Origin of the sequence: Brevibacterium ravenspurgense (genome assembly GCF_001584615.1) — a bacterium.
GTDB lineage: Bacteria > Actinomycetota > Actinomycetes > Actinomycetales > Brevibacteriaceae > Brevibacterium > Brevibacterium ravenspurgense.
In genome coordinates this window covers 1-16,998 of sequence record NZ_LQQC01000014.1, presented here as the reverse complement: position 1 = coordinate 16,998, position 16,998 = coordinate 1, and the positions used below count along the sequence as shown (strand labels likewise).

Genomic DNA, 16,998 nt, shown 5'->3' with positions numbered 1-16,998 from the left:
TCTTTAGACTACTGGAATGGCACACGAAGAAAGAGCGGACGACAAGCACGGCGACCTTCCCGATGATGGCGCTCCAGGCGCTGGCCGTGGCGATGCTCAGAACGGCAGTGCTCACGACACCGGCGCTGATAACAGCGCTGGCAGCAGCGCCGAAGCCGAAAAGCCGATCCCGTGGCCGTGGGGCGACCGCAAACCCTCAAAAGCAGACAAAGTGCTGCTGGGCTTCATCATCGGCCTGCCCCTGTTCTTTCTTGTCATCTTCCCGCTGCGCCCATTTCTCATTGCCAAAATGCCGGTGCTGCTGTCTGTCATCACGGGAGCAAAAACCGTAATTGCCGGAGCCGGCGCATTCGCCAAGGTCGAGGGCTACCCGCTGTGGTTTGCAATCCTTGCCGGCTTCATCGGCGCGGTGAAGTTCGACTGGCTGTGGTGGCTGGCCGGCCGCCACTGGGGAGAGAACGTGGTGCGCTTGGTGGCCAACACCCCGAAGGCCTACAGGAAAGCGGCCCGAATCCGCGATCTGCCGCAGTGGCTGCTGGTGGTGCTCGTGGTGTTCGGCCGGTTCCCGGGTGTGCCCGGATCCTTGGTGTGGCTGGTGGCCGGATGGTCCGGAATGCGATTCCGCACGTTCATCAGCGCCAACATCGCGTGTGCCCTGCTGGTGTCCACGGTCAGTGCCAGCCTGGGCTGGTTCATAGGTCAGCCTGCAGTTGATCTGCTGAAGCTCATCGACAAATACGCCCTGTGGATCACACTGGCGCTCATCGTGGGAACCGTCATCTGGACCTCGAAGAAGGAACGCGACCGGGCTGCCAAGCGCAAGAACTCGGAATCTTAAGCTCTGGACCCGGCGAGTTCACCCGCCCTAAGTGAAGTCACCCGCGCTGGGCGAGCGCGAACGGCAGAACTGCCGCCGCACCCGCCTGCCTCAGCAGGCGCGCCGCGATCGTCATAGTCCAGCGCGACGCGATTTCGAGATCCGTCAACAGGACCGTGCGTCCAGCCACCGCAGCTTCCAACTGCGGGCCAACCCTGAGGGCGTCCCACAGGTTTTTGACCCGGTAGGCGCTGTTGACATCGGGGCTGCCCGGATCGCGCAGCAGTTCCAGCTGACCCAAGTACGCCATGCGGCCCACAGCGGCGATCCCCTGGGCCAGGGACTGCGCGGAGTTCGGGCGGTGTGCGCTGGGAATGCCGACAACGCAGTCGGGGCGCACTGCCCAGTCCCAATCGGCCAGAACAGAGACCGCGAGGTCGCCGATGGTCTTGGGTATCTGCTCATCGGGTGATGCCGGAGTCAGGAACTGTCGCAGCGTCTGCCCTGCCCCGAGGTCGGTGAGCCGAGCAATGACCCTGCCTGTGTCCGCCCTTTCGCCTTCGGGGATCTTGCCCTTGATGTCGATGCCGGCTTTCGGCATCCCGGTGGGCCACTGGGCACGCGGTGCAACAGGCAGACCGACGGAGGACAGCAGCGACTGAGCGCCCTCACGCAGACCCGCGTCGATGTCCTCTGACCACCACGTGCCAGCACAGTTGTCGCACCGTCCGCACGGTTGGGCCGTTGTGTCGTCCAGTTGGCGGGCGAGGAACACCATGCGGCAGTCATCTGTGGCCAAGTACTGTTCCATGGCCTGCGCTTCGCGTTCGCGGGCAGCGGCAACACCGGCGTAGCGTTCGGCGTCGTATTCCCAGCCGGCACCCGTTGACACGTAGCCGCCCTGCACTCGATCAACAGCACCGTCTGCCTGCAGGGTTTTCAGCAGCAGTTCCAGTGCTGAGCGCTTGATGTCGACAAGCGGCTCCAAAGCGGGGACAGACATGGGCCCATCTGCTGAGGCAAGAACCTGCAGCGCGCGGTCGGCCGCCTGCGGATCCGGCATCGAGGCAGTTGCGAAGTAGTCCCAGATTGCGCGGTCTTCGGCACCGGGCAGGAGGAGGACATCCGCGTGTTCAACTGCGCGGCCGGCACGGCCGACCTGCTGGTAGTAGGCCACGGGCGAGGCGGGGGCGCCGAAGTGCACAACGAATCCCAGGTCGGGCTTGTCAAAGCCCATACCGAGCGCGCTTGTGGCCACGAGTGCTTTGAGTTCGCTTCTCTTCAGAGCGTCTTCCAGCCGCGTGCGGTCCTCGGCATCCGTGCTGCCGGTGTAGGCCTCGACATTCCATCCGGCCTGTTTCAGTGCCCGCGTGAGATCTTCGGCGGCTGAGACCGTGAGCGTGTAGATGATGCCGCTGCCCGGGAGATCTCCCACGTGCTGGCACAGCCACGCAATGCGGTCCTGGGCCGACCACACCCCGGCAGCGCCCAGGCGCAGGGAATCGCGCGTGAGCGGACCGCGGACAACCACAGTGTCGTCCCCCAGCTGAGCCGCGACATCAGCAACCACCCGTTCGTTAGCGGTGGCGGTTGTGGCCAAAACGGGCACGGAGTTCGGAAGCGAGCGCACCAGCGCGCCGATCCGCCGGTAATCCGGTCGGAAGTCGTGCCCCCAGTCGGAAATGCAGTGGGCTTCATCGACGACGATCATGCCGACCCGCTTGAGAACCTCACCGAGCACGTGATCGCGGAAGCGCGGGTTCGTCAGCCGTTCGGGAGATATGAACAGAACATCAACGCGGTCCTGACGCAGCGCCTCGACCGCGTCGTCCCATTCGGTGACGTTCGACGAATTGATGGTGACGGCGTTGACACCCGCCCGGTGGGCTGCCGCCACCTGGTCGCGCATGAGCGCCAGCAGCGGCGAAATGACAAGCGTCGGCCCTCCCCCAGCTTCGCGAATCAGCCGGGCGGACACGAAGTACACGGCGGACTTTCCCCACCCGGTGCGCTGGACGACAAGAGCCCGCCGCCGATCGCGGACGAGGGTCTCGATTGCCTGCTGCTGTCCGTCGCGAAAAACCGCGTCGGGGCGCCCTGTCAGTTGGGCTAAGATCGACTGGGCGGAGGCATGCAGAGTGTTTTCGCGTGACATATTCGAAGTCTATGGGGGAGCACCGACACGGCGGCCTGATCAATCACCTTCAGCACCGCGCCGCGTGCCGCACGGCCTTCCCCAAACGCAGCGCAAGGAGGGGCAGTGTCCGTAGAACTCATAGAAGAAGCGCTGCGATCGCGACCCCAGGGCGAAGCAGAACTGGCCGAACTCGCCCACGCTGCGCGCAACGTCAGCAACGACGACCTCCAGTACCTCATCGAATCAATGCCGGCCAAACAGGCCGCCGTGCTCTACCGGGTGCTGGACAAAGACACCGCGCTGAACATCTTTGAGGACCTCCCGCCGGCCTACCAGGCCGATCTGATCAGGGGGCTGCGCTCAACCGACGTCGCCGAACTCATCGAAGACCTCGACCCCGACGACCGCGCGCTCGTGTTCGACGAACTGCCGGCGGCCGTCGCCGACAGGCTCATGGCCGGGCTGAGCCCGTCCGAACGCCATATGACCGCCTCGGTTCTGGGCTATCCGCCCGAAGCGATCGGCCGCTACATGTCGCCAGAGGTCATCGGCATCAATCAGGACTTCACGGTGGGTGAGGCCATGGCCTACGTCCGCCGCCGGATTGACGACCCCGAAACCATCTACCTGCTGCCGGTTGTCGATTCCAGCCGCAAACTCACGGGAGTCATCGGCCTGCGCCGCCTGCTGAGCGAAGACGATTCGGTTGTCATCCGCGACATCGCCAACCAGCCGGTGAGCGCCAGCGCCATTGACGACCGTGAAGAAACTGCGCGCCGCTTCTTGAGCGACAAGCTCATTGCTATGCCGATTGTCGACCGCGAACAGCGTCTGGTGGGAATCCTGACGATTGACGACGTCATCGACATCGTCGAAGAAGAAGACGCGGAAGACACCGCCCGCTCCGGTGGTTCGGAGCCCCTGGCGCAGTCCTACCTGTCAGCGTCGATCTTCAGCATCTTCCGGTCCCGCGTTGTGTGGCTGACGATGCTCGCGGTCTCGGCTGTTCTGACGGTGCAGGTGCTCAACGTATTCGAAGACCGACTGGCACAGCTGACTGCGCTGGCCCTGTTCATTCCCCTGCTGACCGGTACGGGCGGCAACACCGGCAACCAAGCTGCCACAACCGTCACGCGCGCCCTGGCAATGGGCGAAGTTCGTGTGCGCGACATGCCGAAGATCATCTGGCGTGAGGCTCGCGTGGGCTTCACCCTGGGACTCACCTTGGGTGTTCTGGGCTTCCTGGCGGCGTCCCTGGCGTTCGATGTGGGCATCGGCACCGTCATCGGCCTAACCCTCTTGTCCATCTGCACGATGGCTGCAACGATCGGCGGGGTCATGCCGCTGGTCGCGAAGAAGGTCGGCGCCGACCCTGCGGTGTTCTCCAACCCGTTCATTTCCACGTTCGCTGACGCGACGGGCCTCATCATCTACTTCTCGATCGCCACGGCAATTCTGCTCAGCTGAAGTGGTTGAACCGGCGAGCCCACAGCTCGTGCGCTATTGATACGCGCACAAGGGGTCCTGTATCCTACGGGTAGGAAACACCACGATATTAGAGGTGTTTACCTGAAGGAGCGGGTTAGCACTCGCCCGGATGCTCGGCGGCGCACAACGCCGCACTCCTTAAGTGGATCGACTCCGGGGAGTGCTAATCCGCTCCTTATTTAATTTTGGGACAATCGGGACAAGGGAACCACCCGGGTGAGATCACCTTGTAATTCGGCATTGCCATAAATCCGGGGAGAACGGCACAGTAGTTGCTGGCGTTAGTGCAGTTTTCCACGCCTCGTACACGCGGCCAGACCGTGCGGAGGTAGCGTCCCTCCACGTGCCCGTACCGCCCAGGGCGCAGAGCCTCATTCAAGCAGCCTGCAAAGAGATCGGCCACATCGGACTCGCGGTACTTCGTCGCAGCCACCCACTGAAGGGAGTCAAGCAACTCCATCGGGAGGCTTTGCTGAGCCGGCAAAGTCGTTTCAAGGTAGGGCCGGCTGACAGAATCGTGGTCAAAGCCTTTGACGTGTGAAAAGCGAATCGTCAAATCACCCTTCTTGACGCCAGAGTTCCGGGCCGCCCAGAGGATGTTCTTCAACATTTTTCCGGCAACATAGTTATAAAGCGCGCCACGTTCCGTGGTGTACGTACCCTCAGTCACGGCGGCCTTATCGGTGTAGACATAGATGGCCTGCACCTTGTCCAACATGCTGAGATGGTCGGCGACATGGAGGCGCCGGTCGTGATCTCGCACGTACTCCTTCCACGAAAACGGCTTGTCGTGGGGAACTCTGAATTCGTCCTTAAGGTCTGTGATCATTCGGCGAACATCGCCGGCTGCGCTGGCAGGAAAAAGAATGGCGGCCATTCCGAAGTGCGGGCTTGCTTTGGGGCTCACGCTCAAGTCACCAAGGTCACCAGTCTCGTCAACGTAGGCGAAGTATTTCTCAGACATCGCTGCCCTTCATTCGTCCTCGACAAGGGCTGCCGCCATGCTGTTGAGCAGGTCGACCGAGCGGGTGAGCGCCGCAACGTCCTCAGCCGTGAGGTCATCGACCGTCGAACCCATTTTCTGCACCGCCGAGGTGCGCTCAGACACGAGCCACTGACGGCCCTTGTCCGTGATCTCCAGAAGAGAAGCGCGCGCGTCATCTGGGTCTGGTCGGCGTGTAATGAAACCGTCCGAGGTCAACCGTGCCGCGATCTTCGTAGCTGCCGGCTGCGAACATCCGTACAGCTGGCCCAGCAGCCCGACCGTGGTGCGCTCACTTTGGTCGATGACCGCCAGCGCACGCCAGGCCGACCAGCCTTCGTCACCGTGAGTGCCACGACGAACAGCGCGGGTGAAGCGCCCCGCTGCGGCAACGAGATCAGTGACAAGACGTTCGTTTTCCATACCTCATTTATATAACTTGGCTATGCACGCCGCAAAGGCCCACACCCAGCCGCCTCACACCCCGACCACCCCAGAACCAGCCGCCCCGGAGCACCCGGGCAGGCACCTCGTCAGCCCGGCTCCTCCCCACCCCGTGTCGCACGTGTCACACCCAGGGGCTACTATGAGCCTCAGATGTTCCGGGGACGGTGAAATTCCGTACCGGCGGTGACAGTCCGCGACCCGGCTGCTCCACGGCACACGCCGTGCGAACACCCGGCTGACTCGGTGCAATTCCGAGACCGACAGTAAGAGTCTGGATGGGAGGAACACAGTCTGCTCGCGCAGGCGCTGTCGGCGTACCCGGCGTGCCTTTGCGAACCCACAGCGCCGCTGTGGACTCCCATCTCCCGGCTGTACCGGGAGGTTCACATGGAAGTCCAGGCGGCTTTTCTTCTGCCTGATGCCACCGGCCTGACCCACGAGCAGGCCATGCGGGCTGCCCTTGAGTACGCGGCACACGGCTCACGAGGCGCCACTCCCCTTGTCGGCGCTGTTCTCCTGCCGCCGGGATCCGGTCCGATCGTGGGCTTTCACGCCGGTGCCGGCACAGCCCACGCTGAGGCTGCCTCACTCGACTTCGCTCAGGCCAACGGCGTTGACACTCGTGGCGCGACGATGGTCGTGACGCTGGAGCCGTGTTCGCACACCGGCCGCACCGGCCCGTGCACTCAGCGGATCATCGACGCTGGAATCGCCCACACGGTCATTGCCACAGCCGACCCAAACCCGGCGGCCCGCGGCGGGGCGGATGTTCTGCGCGCGGCAGGCATTGCTGTGACGACCGGTGTGCTGAGCGCAGAAGCTCAGGCTCTCAATTCGCGCTGGCTTCAGGCGGTGCGGGCGGGCCGGCCGTTCATCACGTGCAAAATTGCCCAGAGCATTGACGGATGTTCCGCTGCTGCCGATGGCACAAGCCAGTGGATCACGGGTGAAGAGGCTCGCTCCCACGCGCACGGGATTCGCGCGAAGGTCGATGCGATTGCCGTGGGCATCGGTACCGCGCTTGCCGACAACCCGCGTTTAAGCGCTCGCCCTGAGACCGCCGCGGTCACCTCCCAGCCGATCCCGGTGGTCATCGGCCGCCGCCCCCTGCCGCCGGAAAGCCACCTGGCGCAGAACCCACGGACCATCACTGCCGAAACAATCGACGAGGCGCTGACCAAGCTGAAAGCGGCCGGTGTCGAACATCTGCTTGTTGAGGGCGGTCCCCGGCTGGTCGGCAGCTTTATTGGCCGCGGTCTGGCCGACGAACTCCTGGTGTATCAGGCGCCCGTGCTTTTGGGCGACGGCCTGCGCAGCACCACCGGGCTGAGCGTCACCACTTTGCTTGACGCGCACGCTTTCACCCTCGATGCCGCCAGTGCGGCCCACCCCAACCCACAGGTTCTCGGCGCAGATGTTCTGCTGCGCCTGACGCCAGCTGAGAAAGGACACCATGTTCACCGGAATCATTGAGCACGTCGGAACCGTCGTTTCGCTTAAGCAGGCTGGCGACAGCGCCTATCTGACCCTGGAGGCCGGGCCGATCGTCGCCGACCTCCCGCCGGGAGGTTCGCTCGCGGTCAACGGGGTGTGCCTCACCTCGGCACCCCCGGCTACCACAAAGGCAGAAGAAAAGGACGAGGTGCCGGCCGGCCACCAGCCCGAGGGCACCTTCCGTGCCCTGCTCATGGGCGAAACTCTGCGCCGCTCGTCCCTTGGCGCACTGCAGCCGGGTGATCCGGTGAACCTCGAACGATGTATGCCCGCGGGCGGTCGTTTTGACGGGCACATTGTGCAAGGTCACGTAGACGGTGTGGGGCGCGTGGCTTCCGTTGAGGACAACGGCCTGTGGCGCACAGTGCGCGTGAACATTCCCGCAGATCTTGCGCCCTACACCGTGGAGAAGGGCTCCATCAGCCTGTCCGGCACGAGCCTCACCCTGACCGCCGTCAGCCCCGCCGATGCCGATGAGCACTGGGTGGAAGTCGGACTGATCGAAGCAACCCTTGAGCGCACAATCTTCGGCCAGGTCAAACCTGGTGGTCCCATCAACATCGAGGTCGACATTCTGGCGAAATACGCCGAACGCCGCGCCGAATTCGCAACTCTCACAGCAGGAAAGGACCAGCCATGACCGCCAACCTGGCCTCTATTGAATACGCGATCCAGCAGATCGCGGCGGGCCGCCCGATTGTCGTCGTCGATGACGAAGCCCGCGAAAACGAAGGCGACCTCATCATGGCTGCCGACGCCGTAACGCCCGAATGGATGGGGTTCATCATCCGGTACTCATCGGGTGTTGTGTGCGCACCCATTCCAGCCCAAACCGCCAAGCGGCTGGCGCTGCCGCCCATGATGGCGAACAACGAAGACCCCAAGGGCACCGCCTACACCGTGAGCGTCGACGCGAAGGAAGGCACGACGACCGGCATCAGCGCGGCCGATCGCAGCATCGCCGCCCGCCTCCTGGCAGAGCCTGAGACTCGCGCGGAAGACCTCACTCGGCCCGGCCACCTGTTCCCGCTTATCGCGCAGGATGACGGGGTGCTCGCCCGCGACGGCCACACGGAAGCCGGCCTCGATTTCGCCCGCTTGGCGGGCCGCAGCCCCGCGGCTGTCATCGCCGAGATCGTGCACGACGACGGGTCCATGATGCGCTTTGCGGCACTGGCCGAATTCGCTCGCGAACACGGCCTGGCCATGGTCACGATCGCCGACCTCATCGCCTACCGCAAAGCCAACCCAAACGCCCCCATGACGCCGATCCCGGAAGCCGCGGAGGAAGACGGAGCCGAGCGGCGCCTCGTACGCGGAGAGACGGTTCCCCTGCCGACTGACTTCGGGACGCTCACGGCAACCGCCTACACCTTCGACGGCACCGACCACCTGGTGCTCAGCGGCCCACCGACCGCGGATGCAGCACCTCTTGTGCGCGTGCACTCCGAATGCCTGACAGGCGATGTCTTCGGTTCGCACCGCTGCGACTGCGGCGAACAGCTGGCCCAGGCGCTGCGCACCATTGCGACTGTCGGCGGGCACGTGATCTACGTGCGCGGACACGAAGGCCGCGGCATTGGGCTGGCCGCCAAAATCGCCGCGTATTCCCTGCAGGACACCGGTCTGGACACGGTCGATGCCAACACCCGACTGGGCTTTTCCGCTGACGCGCGCAAGTACGACGCCGTCGCGGCAATCCTTGCCGACATGGGGCTGCACTCGGTGCGGCTCATGACGAACAACCCCACAAAAATCACCGCGCTGCAGCACATGGGCATCGACGTGAGCCGTGTGGATGCCGAAGTTGCCCCGCGGCCGGAAAACATCGCCTACCTGGCAGCCAAACGCGACAGGATGTCGCACCTTCTGGAAAGGACACTCTGATGGCAGGACACGGAGCACCCGAAATCTCGCCCCGCACGGCGGTTGAGGCGGGCTCGCTGAGCATGGCAATCATCGCCTCGCGCTGGCACGACCGGGTGATGGGCGGGCTTGTGGCCGGTGCCCAGCGCGCCGCAGCGGAAGCCGGCATCGACGCACCCGTCCACTGGGTGCCGGGCTCGTTTGAACTGCCCGTCGCGGCCCAGGCAGCGGCGAAAAAGTACGACTGCGTTGTTGCCCTCGGTGTTGTCATTCGCGGCGGCACCCCGCACTTCGACTACGTGTGTGCTGCCGCCACCGACGGCCTGGCTCGCGTGGCACTCGATTCCGCCAAGCCCGTGGGCTTCGGCCTGCTGACATGCGACACGGAAGAGCAGGCCCTCGACCGGGCCGGCCTGGAAGGTTCGAACGAAGACAAGGGATACGAGGCCGCAACCGCAGCACTGGCCACGGCCGACGTGCTGCGCGGTCTGCGCTGATCTTCTGGGCGGCTGGCGCCTCGGTCGGCTGTGCCGCTGCCGAGGTGCCGGTCGCCACAGCACCGGCCCAGGTGCCGAGGTGCCGGCGGCTGGGCCGGCTATCCTTAGCAGGACTGGTCTGACCGTCGAGGGAGTAGAAGTGACTGTTGCCGACATTGATCGCATCCTCCGCGAAGTGGCATCTGCCGGAGACAGGTTCAACGCCGTCACCGAAATGCTGCCGGAACTTGCCCGCGAGCGCGCTGGCGAAGCCGCGCAGCGCGCCGACGAAGACCTTCCACCGCGAGCGCTGGAAGGCCAGCCGTTTGCCGTGAAGGACATCGTGTTCATTGCCGGGACCCCCACCTCGATGGGTTCGCGCGTGGACGTTCTAAGCCACCCGGATGCGACGACCGGCACCGCCGATGTCATCGAGCGACTCATGGCCGCAGGTGCAATCCCGGTGGCCAAAACAAACTGCCAGGAGTTTTCGCACGGTATTTTCGGTGAGCACTCCGCTTTCGGCACGGTGGTCAATCCTGCTGGTGCTGGGCTGTGCACCGGTGGTTCGTCTTCCGGTTCGGCCGCGCTCGTGGCTGCCGGAACTGTTCCCTTCGCCGTCGGCTCCGACACCGCCGGATCGGTGCGTGTTCCCGCCGGATGTCAGGGTGTTGTCGGCTTCAAACCCACCCTGGGTGCGGTCAACACTGACGGTGTTTTCCCACTGTCTCCGTCATTCGACACTCTCGGCTTCTTCACCCGCACTGTCAGCGAAGCAGTCCGGGTGTTCTCGGCTGTCGTGGACTTTTCGGCAGGTGCTCCCGCATCGGTCACGGTCGGCACGTTCGAACTGAGCACACCGCACTGGATTGAGGACGGCGCGGACTACCTCGATACAACGGAGCCGGTTGACCTCGAACCGTTCATCGAAGAGTCGGGTGCGCTGTACGACACTGTGCGCAAGTACGAGTCCTTCCGGATTCTGGGCCCGCTGGCCGAAGACCAGCCGGAAGCCTTCACCCCCGGTGTTCTCGATCGGGTCAAACAGTCTGCCGATGTTTCTGAAGCCGAATACCAGCAGGCTTTGGCTGATGTTGAGGCTCTGCGTGAGCGCGCTCTGGCTCAGTTCGCCGATGTCGACGTCATTGTGTCGCCCGCGCTGGACGGCGGGACCGTCCCGTGGGACAGCATCGGGCCCGATGCCCGCCCGGCCTTTGTCCGCTACTCCCAGCTGTTCAACGTGCTCGGCTGGCCCGCCATCACCATCCCCACCGGCCGCAAGTACGGCAGTAATGCACCCGCATGCCTGCACATTGCCGGCAAACCCGGCGAAGACGCAACCGTGCTCGCGGTGGCCGCTGAGGTTGAACGCCGACTGAAGGCTGAAGCGAATGCTGCGCAGCCGACTGACCCACAGGCCGGCGCTAACTGAGCAGACCGCCTGACACCATGAATGACCCCGCCTGAATGACACTGCCCTTTTCACGCGGCAGGACGCTCGACCTGCTGCCGCCCACCCAGCGATACACCCGGACCGCCTACCGTGCGGCTTCGGCTGTCATCCGGTCCTATTCCACCTCGTTCTCCTTTGCCGCATCACTGCTGCCAAAGCGTATGGAGCGCAGCATCGCAAGCCTCTACGCGGTGGTGCGGATTGCCGATGAAATCGTCGACGGCGCCTACCCCGCCGGCCCCGCCGCGCAGGCGGAGGCTCTCGATGACTTCCGACTGCGGATAGCTGAAGCGTGCAGCACCGGGTTTTCGTCTGACCTCATAGCCCACGCTTTTGCGGACACCGCGCGGCGCACCGGGATCGGGCCGAAACTGTGGGACCCGTTCTTTTCGTCCATGTACCGCGATATCCGGCCCGAACACCATTCGCCGGTTTCGCTGGATTCCTATATTCACGGTTCGGCGGAAGTGATCGGGCTGATGTGCCTGGCGATTTTCATGGAAGACGAAAACCCCACCGCGGAAGAACAGCCGATCCTGGAAGACGGCGCACGAGGTCTGGGCGCGGCCTTCCAACGCGTCAACTTCCTGCGCGACCTTGGGTCCGACACGGCTGAACTCGGCAGAACCTACCTGCTGGACAGCGAAGGCAAGTTCACAGAAGAGGAAAAAGCCCGCCAGCTGGACATTATTCAGGCAGATTTTGCCGCGGCGCGTAAAGCCATGCCGCTGCTGCCGTGGCGCGTGCGCACCGCAGTCGGCACCGCGCTGGGCATCTTCGAAGAACTCGCCGAACGGGTGGCGGCGACTCCCGTCGATGAACTCCAGCGGACCCGCCTGCGTATCCCCGCACCGCGCAAGGCTGTTTTCGCAGCCCGAGCCGCCGCGGTTCGCGGTTGGTCAGGTGCCTGATGCGCTCACTGACGGTCGTCGGCGGAGGTATTGCCGGCCTGGGCACAGCGGCGCTGGCTGCCGCTCGCGGCTGGAAGGTCACGCTCCTGGAATCCCGCAGCGAAGTCGGTGGGCGGGCCGGTCTGCACACGGAAGCCGGTTTTGCCTTCGACACAGGACCGTCGTGGTACCTCATGCCGGAGGTGTTCGACCGCTTCTTCAGCCTGCTGGGCCAAGACAATCCGCTGAACCTGCACGACCTCGACCCGGGATTCCGGGTCTGGCCAGCGGGCCTGCTGGAAGACATCGGGAACGGGAGCGGCACCTCGGCAGTTGATGTTCCCCGTGGAACCGAGCCCTTCCTGCGGCTGGTGAGCCAGCGCGAACCCGGTGCGGCTCAGCGGGTGCGCCGCTACGTGGAATCGGCCTCGGACACGTACCGGCTGGCGCTCGAGCACTTCCTCTACACAAACTTCACTACCCGGGACTACACCCGGTTTGCCCGGCCCGATGTGCTGGCCCGACTCCCCCGGCTGCCGCGGCTTTTCGGCCAGTCCATGCAGCGGCGGATTGAGCAGACGGTGACCGACCCCGTGCTGCAGAAGATCCTGGGCTATCCGGCGGTGTTCCTCGGCACGCAGCCGAAAACCGCACCCAGCATGTACCACCTCATGACGAACCTCGATGTTGTCGACGGCGTGCGCTACCCCATGGGCGGAATGCGAACCATCATCACCGCGATGGCTCAGGCGGCGGTCCGGTTGGGTGTGGACATTCGCACCGACTGCACCGTGACGGCGGTGCGCACGCAGGGCAGGCGGGTTGTCGGTGTGACGGCCCGCTGTGGTTCGGCTGATGTGCCGGCTGACGAGGTGGAGGCCGGCTCGCGCGGTGCGGGTTCTGTTGTCGACTTCGACAGTGACGCAGTTGTTGCGGCCTGTGATCTTGAGGCGTTCGAGGCTCTGCTGCCCATGCGTCTGCGGACGCGGAGTCAGCAGTGGTGGGCGCGGCGGGACTACGGCATCGGCGCGGTCACACTGCTGTTGGGTGTTGACCGGAAGCTGCCGAAGCTGCACCACCACAACCTGTTCTTCACGTCTGACTGGGACAGCAATTTCACGCAGATCTTCGGGGCGGACAAGCGTCTGCCCCAGCCGGCGTCGGCCTATGTGTGTGCGCCGTCGCGTACGGATGCGTTTGTGGCTCCGGCGGACTCGGAGAACCTGTTTGTGCTGGTGCCGGCCCCAGCTGACCCACAGCTGCGCACCGGTTCGCAGCTGCTTGAGCAGTACGCGGACCGGATCATTGACTCTTTGGGTGCGAGCATCGGCGTAGATCTGGCCGCGCACCTGCGGGTGCGTCGGGCTTTTGGTCCCGGCGATATCGACCCGCGGCGCGGATCGGCTCTCGGGCCGGCGAATGTGCTGTCGCAGTCGGCGATGTTCCGCTTCCCGCAGAAGGCGCGTGCGCGCGGGCTCGTGCACGCTGGCGCCTACACAGCGCCGGGCGTGGGCTTGCCCATGTGCCTTATCAGCGCTGAAAACGCCGTCGACCTACTGGAGCGCACATGAGCTGGGCCTACGCGGGAGCGCTCTGCTTTTCGCTGCTGGGCATGGCGATTCTCGATTTTCGCCACGGCCTGTTCTGGGGTGCCGCGCTGCGCAGCAAGTCGGGACGCGTGTGGGCCCGAACCGCCGGAGTGCACTTCGGCGTGTGGGCCGTGTTCCTGCTGTGGGACATTCTCGGTATTGAACTGGACGTGTTCTTCCGAGGCGATTCGCCCTACATGACGGGCATCAACCTGACCCCGCACCTGCCGATGGAAGAGCTGCTGTTCCTGTTCTTCCTGGTGTGGCTGACCATCAACGTTTTCGTCGGGGCCGCGAAGCTGGCTGAATGGAGGGCCGGACGAGGTGCCGGTCGGGAGGCCGGTCACCAACCTGGCCGGGAGGCGGGTCACCAACCTGGTCGGGGGGCGGGTCCGCCGTGACGTACACGCTTCTCAACGCCTGCTTCCTCATACCCGCAGCACTTCTTGCGTGGAGCGCCCGCAAGCGCATTCCCACTGGCCCGTGGCTGCTGACGGCAGCAGTGCTCATTGCCCTGACGATCATCTTCGACAACATCATGATCGGTGTTGGACTGTTCTACTATTCGCCGGAAACATCGTCGGGCGTCACGATTGGGCTCATGCCGATCGAAGACCTTTCCTACACGGTCTTCGCGGTGCTCGTCCTGCCGGCACTCTGGGCTCACCTGCTCCAGCCGAGAACAGACCATGCCGCCCGTGGCGGCGGTGGTGACAGGCGCCTCGTCAGTGGTGGTGACGAGCAGTGCTGAAGCACCTTTTCCTGTCATCCCGCCCGCTCAGCTGGGTCAACACGGCGTACCCGTTCGGGGCGGCGTACCTGCTGATGGGCGGCGGGCTGAGCCTGGATTTCTGGTTGGGGTGCCTGTTCTTCCTGGTGCCCTACAACCTGGCCATGTACGGGATCAACGACGTTTTCGACTACGAATCAGACATGCGCAATCCGCGCAAAGGCGGTGTGGAAGGCAGTGTGCTCGACCCCGCACTGCACCGGCCGACCCTTCTTGCGGCCGTCTTCAGCTGCCTGCCGTTCGTGCTGTATTTCCTGGTGACGGCGCCATGGGCGGCCAAGGCGATGCTGGTTTTCAGCCTGTTCGCGGTTGTCGCGTACTCGGCAAAGGGGCTGCGATTCAAGGAAGTCCCCGTGTTGGATTCCGTGACCAGCTCCCTGCACTTCTCTACGCCCGCCTGGTTCGCCGTGACGCTGTTGGCCGGGGGCGCTGGTGGTGTCTTTGGTGTTGGAGCCGGTGCTGGTTCGGGTGTTTTGGATTCTGGCGTGCTGGGCTCCGGTGTGAGTGCAGCGGGTGTGCTGGGGCTCATCGCGTTCTTCCTGTGGGGCATGGCAAGCCAGGCGTTCGGCGCAGTGCAGGACATCGGGCCCGACCGCGAAGCTGGACTTAAGTCGATCGCCACAGCGCTCGGCGCGCGTGGAACGGTCGCTGTGGCGGTTGCTTTATACGCGGCGGCGGCCGTGCTCATGGGTCTCACCCCGTTCCCGCTGGACATCATGGCGGTCGTCGGGCTGGCCTATACCGCCAATGCGGTTCGCTTTTTGAGCATTGATGACGCATCGGCGGAGCGGACGCGTTCCGGCTGGCAGGTTTTCCTGTGGCTGAACTACGCGGCGGGCTTCGTCCTGACGATGATTCTGCTGGCGGGTGCTCTGCTGTAGGGGTGCGGCTGGCGTTGTTGCCGCGCCCGTGCGGGTGGGCACATGCTTCTGTGGAGCGCGCCGGATGGGCGCCTCGGCCCCTGTTGTTCCGGGCCTTATTGTGGAGGCATGAGGATCCACATTGCCGCCCTGGGCGGAACGATTGCGTCTGTTCCCACTGACTCCGGTGGGGTTTCTCCCAGCGTTTCCGGCGAAGACATTGCACGCGCCGCCCGCCTCGACACGATTGACGTGGACGCTGTGGCCGGGCACGCCATCCCACCCGAGGGGCAGGCGGGTGAGGAAGGCGGTCAGGGGGCTGGCGCCTCGTCATCCGGTCTGCAGATGACATTCGAGCAGGTGGCACAGGTTGGCTCCGGTTCGATTACCGTCGAGCACCTGGTGAGCGTCGTGGAGTCGGCGCGGACTGCTGCGAGTGAAGGGGCTGTCGGAGTTGTGCTCACGCAGGGCACCGACACGCTCGAAGAAACTGCGTTTGTGCTGTCGCGGATCAACGATTCGGGTATTCCGATTGTGGTCACGGGGGCCATGCGCAACCCGTCCCTGCCCGGTGCTGATGGCCCTGCGAATGTGCGGGCGGCTGTCATTGCGGCACTGTCGCCGCAGGTCCGGGGCCTGGCGAGTGCCTTGGTAATGGCCGATGAAATCCACGATCCCGTTTTTGTGCGCAAGGACCACACGAGCTTCATCCACGCTTTTTCCTCCGGGCCTTCTGCTGGGCCGCTGGGCTGGGTAAGCGAAGACCGCGTCATCCTGCCACATGTTCCGGCGGGCAGCTGTGGCGGTTTGGCTGGTGCTGTGGGGGCCGGTGGTGTGGTGTCAGCCGGCGGCGAAGCGCAGCCAGTTGGAGATGCAGCGGCAGCCGGAGGCGGGGCGCGGCCAGCCGGAGTGGCAGGAGCGGCCGGGGCGGCACCTCGTCCCCAGTTCCCCGGCCTGACCAGCGACGACGTTTTCCCTCAGGTGGCTGTTATTGCCGTTGGCTTGGGTGATTCGCTGGCGATTCTCGATGGGGTTGCCGATGCCGGGTATGCCGGCTGTGTCCTTGCCGGTGTCGGCGGTGGGCACGTGCCGCAGTCGGCGCTTCCTGCGGTTGAGCGGCTTGCTCAGCAGATGCCGGTGGTGTACTCGTCGCGCACGGGTTCGGGGTCTGCGCTGGAGAACACCTACGGCTATCCCGGAGCTGAAATCGGTTTGCAGAAGATGGGACTTGTGCCCTCGGGTGTGCTCGACCCCTATAAGGCAAGGCTGCAGCTGCGGTTGGCCCTGGCTGTTGGTGGGGTTGGCGCCGGTGGTGACGTTGGCGCTGATGTTCGAGCTGGCGCTGACGTTCGTGCTGACGTCGAGGCGGCTTTCGCTCCCTTCCGCCCCGGTTTCACGCGCTAATGCGGCTCACCACCCACACCAGACTCACGCAGTAATGCAGTTTTGCGCGTTAATGTGGGCGCACCACCCAAGCCACCCCAGACTCACGCGCTAATGCAGACTCACGCGCTAATGCTCCGCAACAACGCGTGAAACTGCATTAAAGCGCAAATCTGCACCCACAAACAGGCGGCAGCGTTGGGGTTACCCGCAAATCGTGGACACGTAGTGGAGCTACCTAGTGGTTAGGCAGCTATTTCTTTTCTACTAGTGATTAGACCAATTTGGTTCTCAAAGTCGACGGGGCTGACCATACCGAGTGCGGA

At 64.4% G+C, this 16,998-nt stretch carries 16 protein-coding genes and 1 riboswitch; of the genes, 13 read left to right on the top strand and 3 right to left on the bottom strand.

What is annotated here, in order from left to right:
- Window positions 1-16: 16 nt before the first annotated feature.
- Window positions 17-838, top strand: a complete 822-nt coding sequence (locus Bravens_RS10250; RefSeq protein WP_062023200.1) for a DedA family protein — start codon at window positions 17-19, stop codon at window positions 836-838.
- Between the two features lie 37 nt (window positions 839-875).
- Here Bravens_RS10250 and Bravens_RS10245 read toward each other — a convergent pair whose 3' ends face one another.
- A complete protein-coding gene (locus Bravens_RS10245; RefSeq protein ID WP_062023197.1) occupies window positions 876-2,972 on the bottom strand; it encodes a RecQ family ATP-dependent DNA helicase in 2,097 nt (698 codons plus the stop codon).
- A 105-nt stretch (window positions 2,973-3,077) separates the two neighbouring features.
- Here Bravens_RS10245 and mgtE point away from each other — a divergent pair, with 105 nt between their 5' ends.
- Window positions 3,078-4,421, top strand: coding sequence for a magnesium transporter (gene mgtE, locus Bravens_RS10240; RefSeq protein ID WP_062023194.1), 1,344 nt, complete (start codon window positions 3,078-3,080; stop codon window positions 4,419-4,421).
- 196 nt (window positions 4,422-4,617) lie between these two features.
- On the opposite strand, the gene Bravens_RS10235 is transcribed toward mgtE, so the two are convergent.
- Window positions 4,618-5,406 carry a DUF3800 domain-containing protein gene (locus Bravens_RS10235; protein ID WP_062023191.1) on the bottom strand — a complete coding sequence of 263 codons (789 nt, stop codon included), beginning with the start codon at window positions 5,404-5,406 and terminating at the stop codon, window positions 4,618-4,620.
- A 9-nt stretch (window positions 5,407-5,415) separates the two neighbouring features.
- Window positions 5,416-5,847 (bottom strand): MarR family winged helix-turn-helix transcriptional regulator, encoded by a 432-nt coding sequence (locus Bravens_RS10230; RefSeq protein WP_019174371.1) that lies wholly within the window; start codon window positions 5,845-5,847, stop codon window positions 5,416-5,418.
- A gap of 171 nt (window positions 5,848-6,018) precedes the next feature.
- Window positions 6,019-6,162: riboswitch (FMN riboswitch) on the top strand.
- Between the two features lie 96 nt (window positions 6,163-6,258).
- Between Bravens_RS10230 and ribD the strand changes: the two genes are divergently transcribed.
- The 11 genes from ribD to Bravens_RS10175 all read left to right on the top strand — a co-directional run bounded on the left by ribD (window position 6,259) and on the right by Bravens_RS10175 (window position 16,693).
- On the top strand, window positions 6,259-7,344 hold the full coding sequence (gene ribD, locus Bravens_RS10225) for a bifunctional diaminohydroxyphosphoribosylaminopyrimidine deaminase/5-amino-6-(5-phosphoribosylamino)uracil reductase RibD (protein ID WP_062023225.1): 1,086 nt from the start codon (window positions 6,259-6,261) through the stop codon (window positions 7,342-7,344).
- Window positions 7,325-8,005, top strand: coding sequence for a riboflavin synthase (locus Bravens_RS10220; protein ID WP_062023188.1), 681 nt, complete (start codon window positions 7,325-7,327; stop codon window positions 8,003-8,005). Before ribD ends, Bravens_RS10220 begins: the two co-directional genes overlap by 20 nt.
- Entirely contained in the window at window positions 8,002-9,252 is a 1,251-nt protein-coding gene (locus Bravens_RS10215; protein ID WP_062023184.1) for a bifunctional 3,4-dihydroxy-2-butanone-4-phosphate synthase/GTP cyclohydrolase II, read from the top strand. The genes Bravens_RS10220 and Bravens_RS10215 overlap by 4 nt, the downstream gene beginning before the upstream one ends.
- Window positions 9,252-9,728 carry a 6,7-dimethyl-8-ribityllumazine synthase gene (gene ribH, locus Bravens_RS10210; RefSeq protein WP_062023181.1) on the top strand — a complete coding sequence of 159 codons (477 nt, stop codon included), beginning with the start codon at window positions 9,252-9,254 and terminating at the stop codon, window positions 9,726-9,728. The genes Bravens_RS10215 and ribH overlap by 1 nt, the downstream gene beginning before the upstream one ends.
- A gap of 139 nt (window positions 9,729-9,867) precedes the next feature.
- On the top strand, window positions 9,868-11,139 hold the full coding sequence (locus Bravens_RS10205; RefSeq protein ID WP_062023178.1) for an amidase: 1,272 nt from the start codon (window positions 9,868-9,870) through the stop codon (window positions 11,137-11,139).
- 35 nt (window positions 11,140-11,174) lie between these two features.
- Window positions 11,175-12,071: a phytoene/squalene synthase family protein gene (locus tag Bravens_RS10200; RefSeq protein WP_062023174.1), complete on the top strand. Its 897-nt coding sequence runs from the start codon at window positions 11,175-11,177 to the stop codon at window positions 12,069-12,071.
- Entirely contained in the window at window positions 12,071-13,621 is a 1,551-nt protein-coding gene (gene crtI / locus Bravens_RS10195) for a phytoene desaturase family protein (protein WP_062023172.1), read from the top strand. The genes Bravens_RS10200 and crtI overlap by 1 nt, the downstream gene beginning before the upstream one ends.
- On the top strand, window positions 13,618-14,040 hold the full coding sequence (locus tag Bravens_RS10190; protein WP_082791141.1) for a lycopene cyclase domain-containing protein: 423 nt from the start codon (window positions 13,618-13,620) through the stop codon (window positions 14,038-14,040). Before crtI ends, Bravens_RS10190 begins: the two co-directional genes overlap by 4 nt.
- The gene (locus Bravens_RS10185) at window positions 14,037-14,390 is read left to right on the top strand and encodes a lycopene cyclase domain-containing protein (protein ID WP_062023169.1); all 354 of its coding nucleotides are present in this window, start codon (window positions 14,037-14,039) and stop codon (window positions 14,388-14,390) included. Before Bravens_RS10190 ends, Bravens_RS10185 begins: the two co-directional genes overlap by 4 nt.
- The gene (locus Bravens_RS10180) at window positions 14,384-15,310 is read left to right on the top strand and encodes a prenyltransferase (RefSeq protein ID WP_062023166.1); all 927 of its coding nucleotides are present in this window, start codon (window positions 14,384-14,386) and stop codon (window positions 15,308-15,310) included. Before Bravens_RS10185 ends, Bravens_RS10180 begins: the two co-directional genes overlap by 7 nt.
- A gap of 108 nt (window positions 15,311-15,418) precedes the next feature.
- Window positions 15,419-16,693, top strand: coding sequence for an asparaginase (locus Bravens_RS10175; protein ID WP_062023162.1), 1,275 nt, complete (start codon window positions 15,419-15,421; stop codon window positions 16,691-16,693).
- Window positions 16,694-16,998 lie beyond the last annotated feature (305 nt).

Excerpts from the sequence above, each read along its gene's own strand:
- Bravens_RS10220 (WP_062023188.1), top strand. The coding sequence starts at position 7,325 with ATGTTCACCGGAATCATTGAGCACGTCGGAACCGTCGTTTCGCTTAAG.
- Bravens_RS10175 (WP_062023162.1), top strand. The coding sequence starts at position 15,419 with ATGAGGATCCACATTGCCGCCCTGGGCGGAACGATTGCGTCTGTTCCC.
- ribH (WP_062023181.1), top strand. The coding sequence starts at position 9,252 with ATGGCAGGACACGGAGCACCCGAAATCTCGCCCCGCACGGCGGTTGAG.
- Bravens_RS10245 (WP_062023197.1), bottom strand. The coding sequence starts at position 2,972 with ATGTCACGCGAAAACACTCTGCATGCCTCCGCCCAGTCGATCTTAGCC.
- ribD (WP_062023225.1), top strand. The coding sequence starts at position 6,259 with ATGGAAGTCCAGGCGGCTTTTCTTCTGCCTGATGCCACCGGCCTGACC.
- Bravens_RS10190 (WP_082791141.1), top strand. The coding sequence starts at position 13,618 with ATGAGCTGGGCCTACGCGGGAGCGCTCTGCTTTTCGCTGCTGGGCATG.
- Bravens_RS10215 (WP_062023184.1), top strand. The coding sequence starts at position 8,002 with ATGACCGCCAACCTGGCCTCTATTGAATACGCGATCCAGCAGATCGCG.
- Bravens_RS10250 (WP_062023200.1), top strand. The coding sequence starts at position 17 with ATGGCACACGAAGAAAGAGCGGACGACAAGCACGGCGACCTTCCCGAT.
- Bravens_RS10230 (WP_019174371.1), bottom strand. The coding sequence starts at position 5,847 with ATGGAAAACGAACGTCTTGTCACTGATCTCGTTGCCGCAGCGGGGCGC.
- Bravens_RS10235 (WP_062023191.1), bottom strand. The coding sequence starts at position 5,406 with ATGTCTGAGAAATACTTCGCCTACGTTGACGAGACTGGTGACCTTGGT.
- Bravens_RS10200 (WP_062023174.1), top strand. The coding sequence starts at position 11,175 with ATGACACTGCCCTTTTCACGCGGCAGGACGCTCGACCTGCTGCCGCCC.
- crtI (WP_062023172.1), top strand. The coding sequence starts at position 12,071 with ATGCGCTCACTGACGGTCGTCGGCGGAGGTATTGCCGGCCTGGGCACA.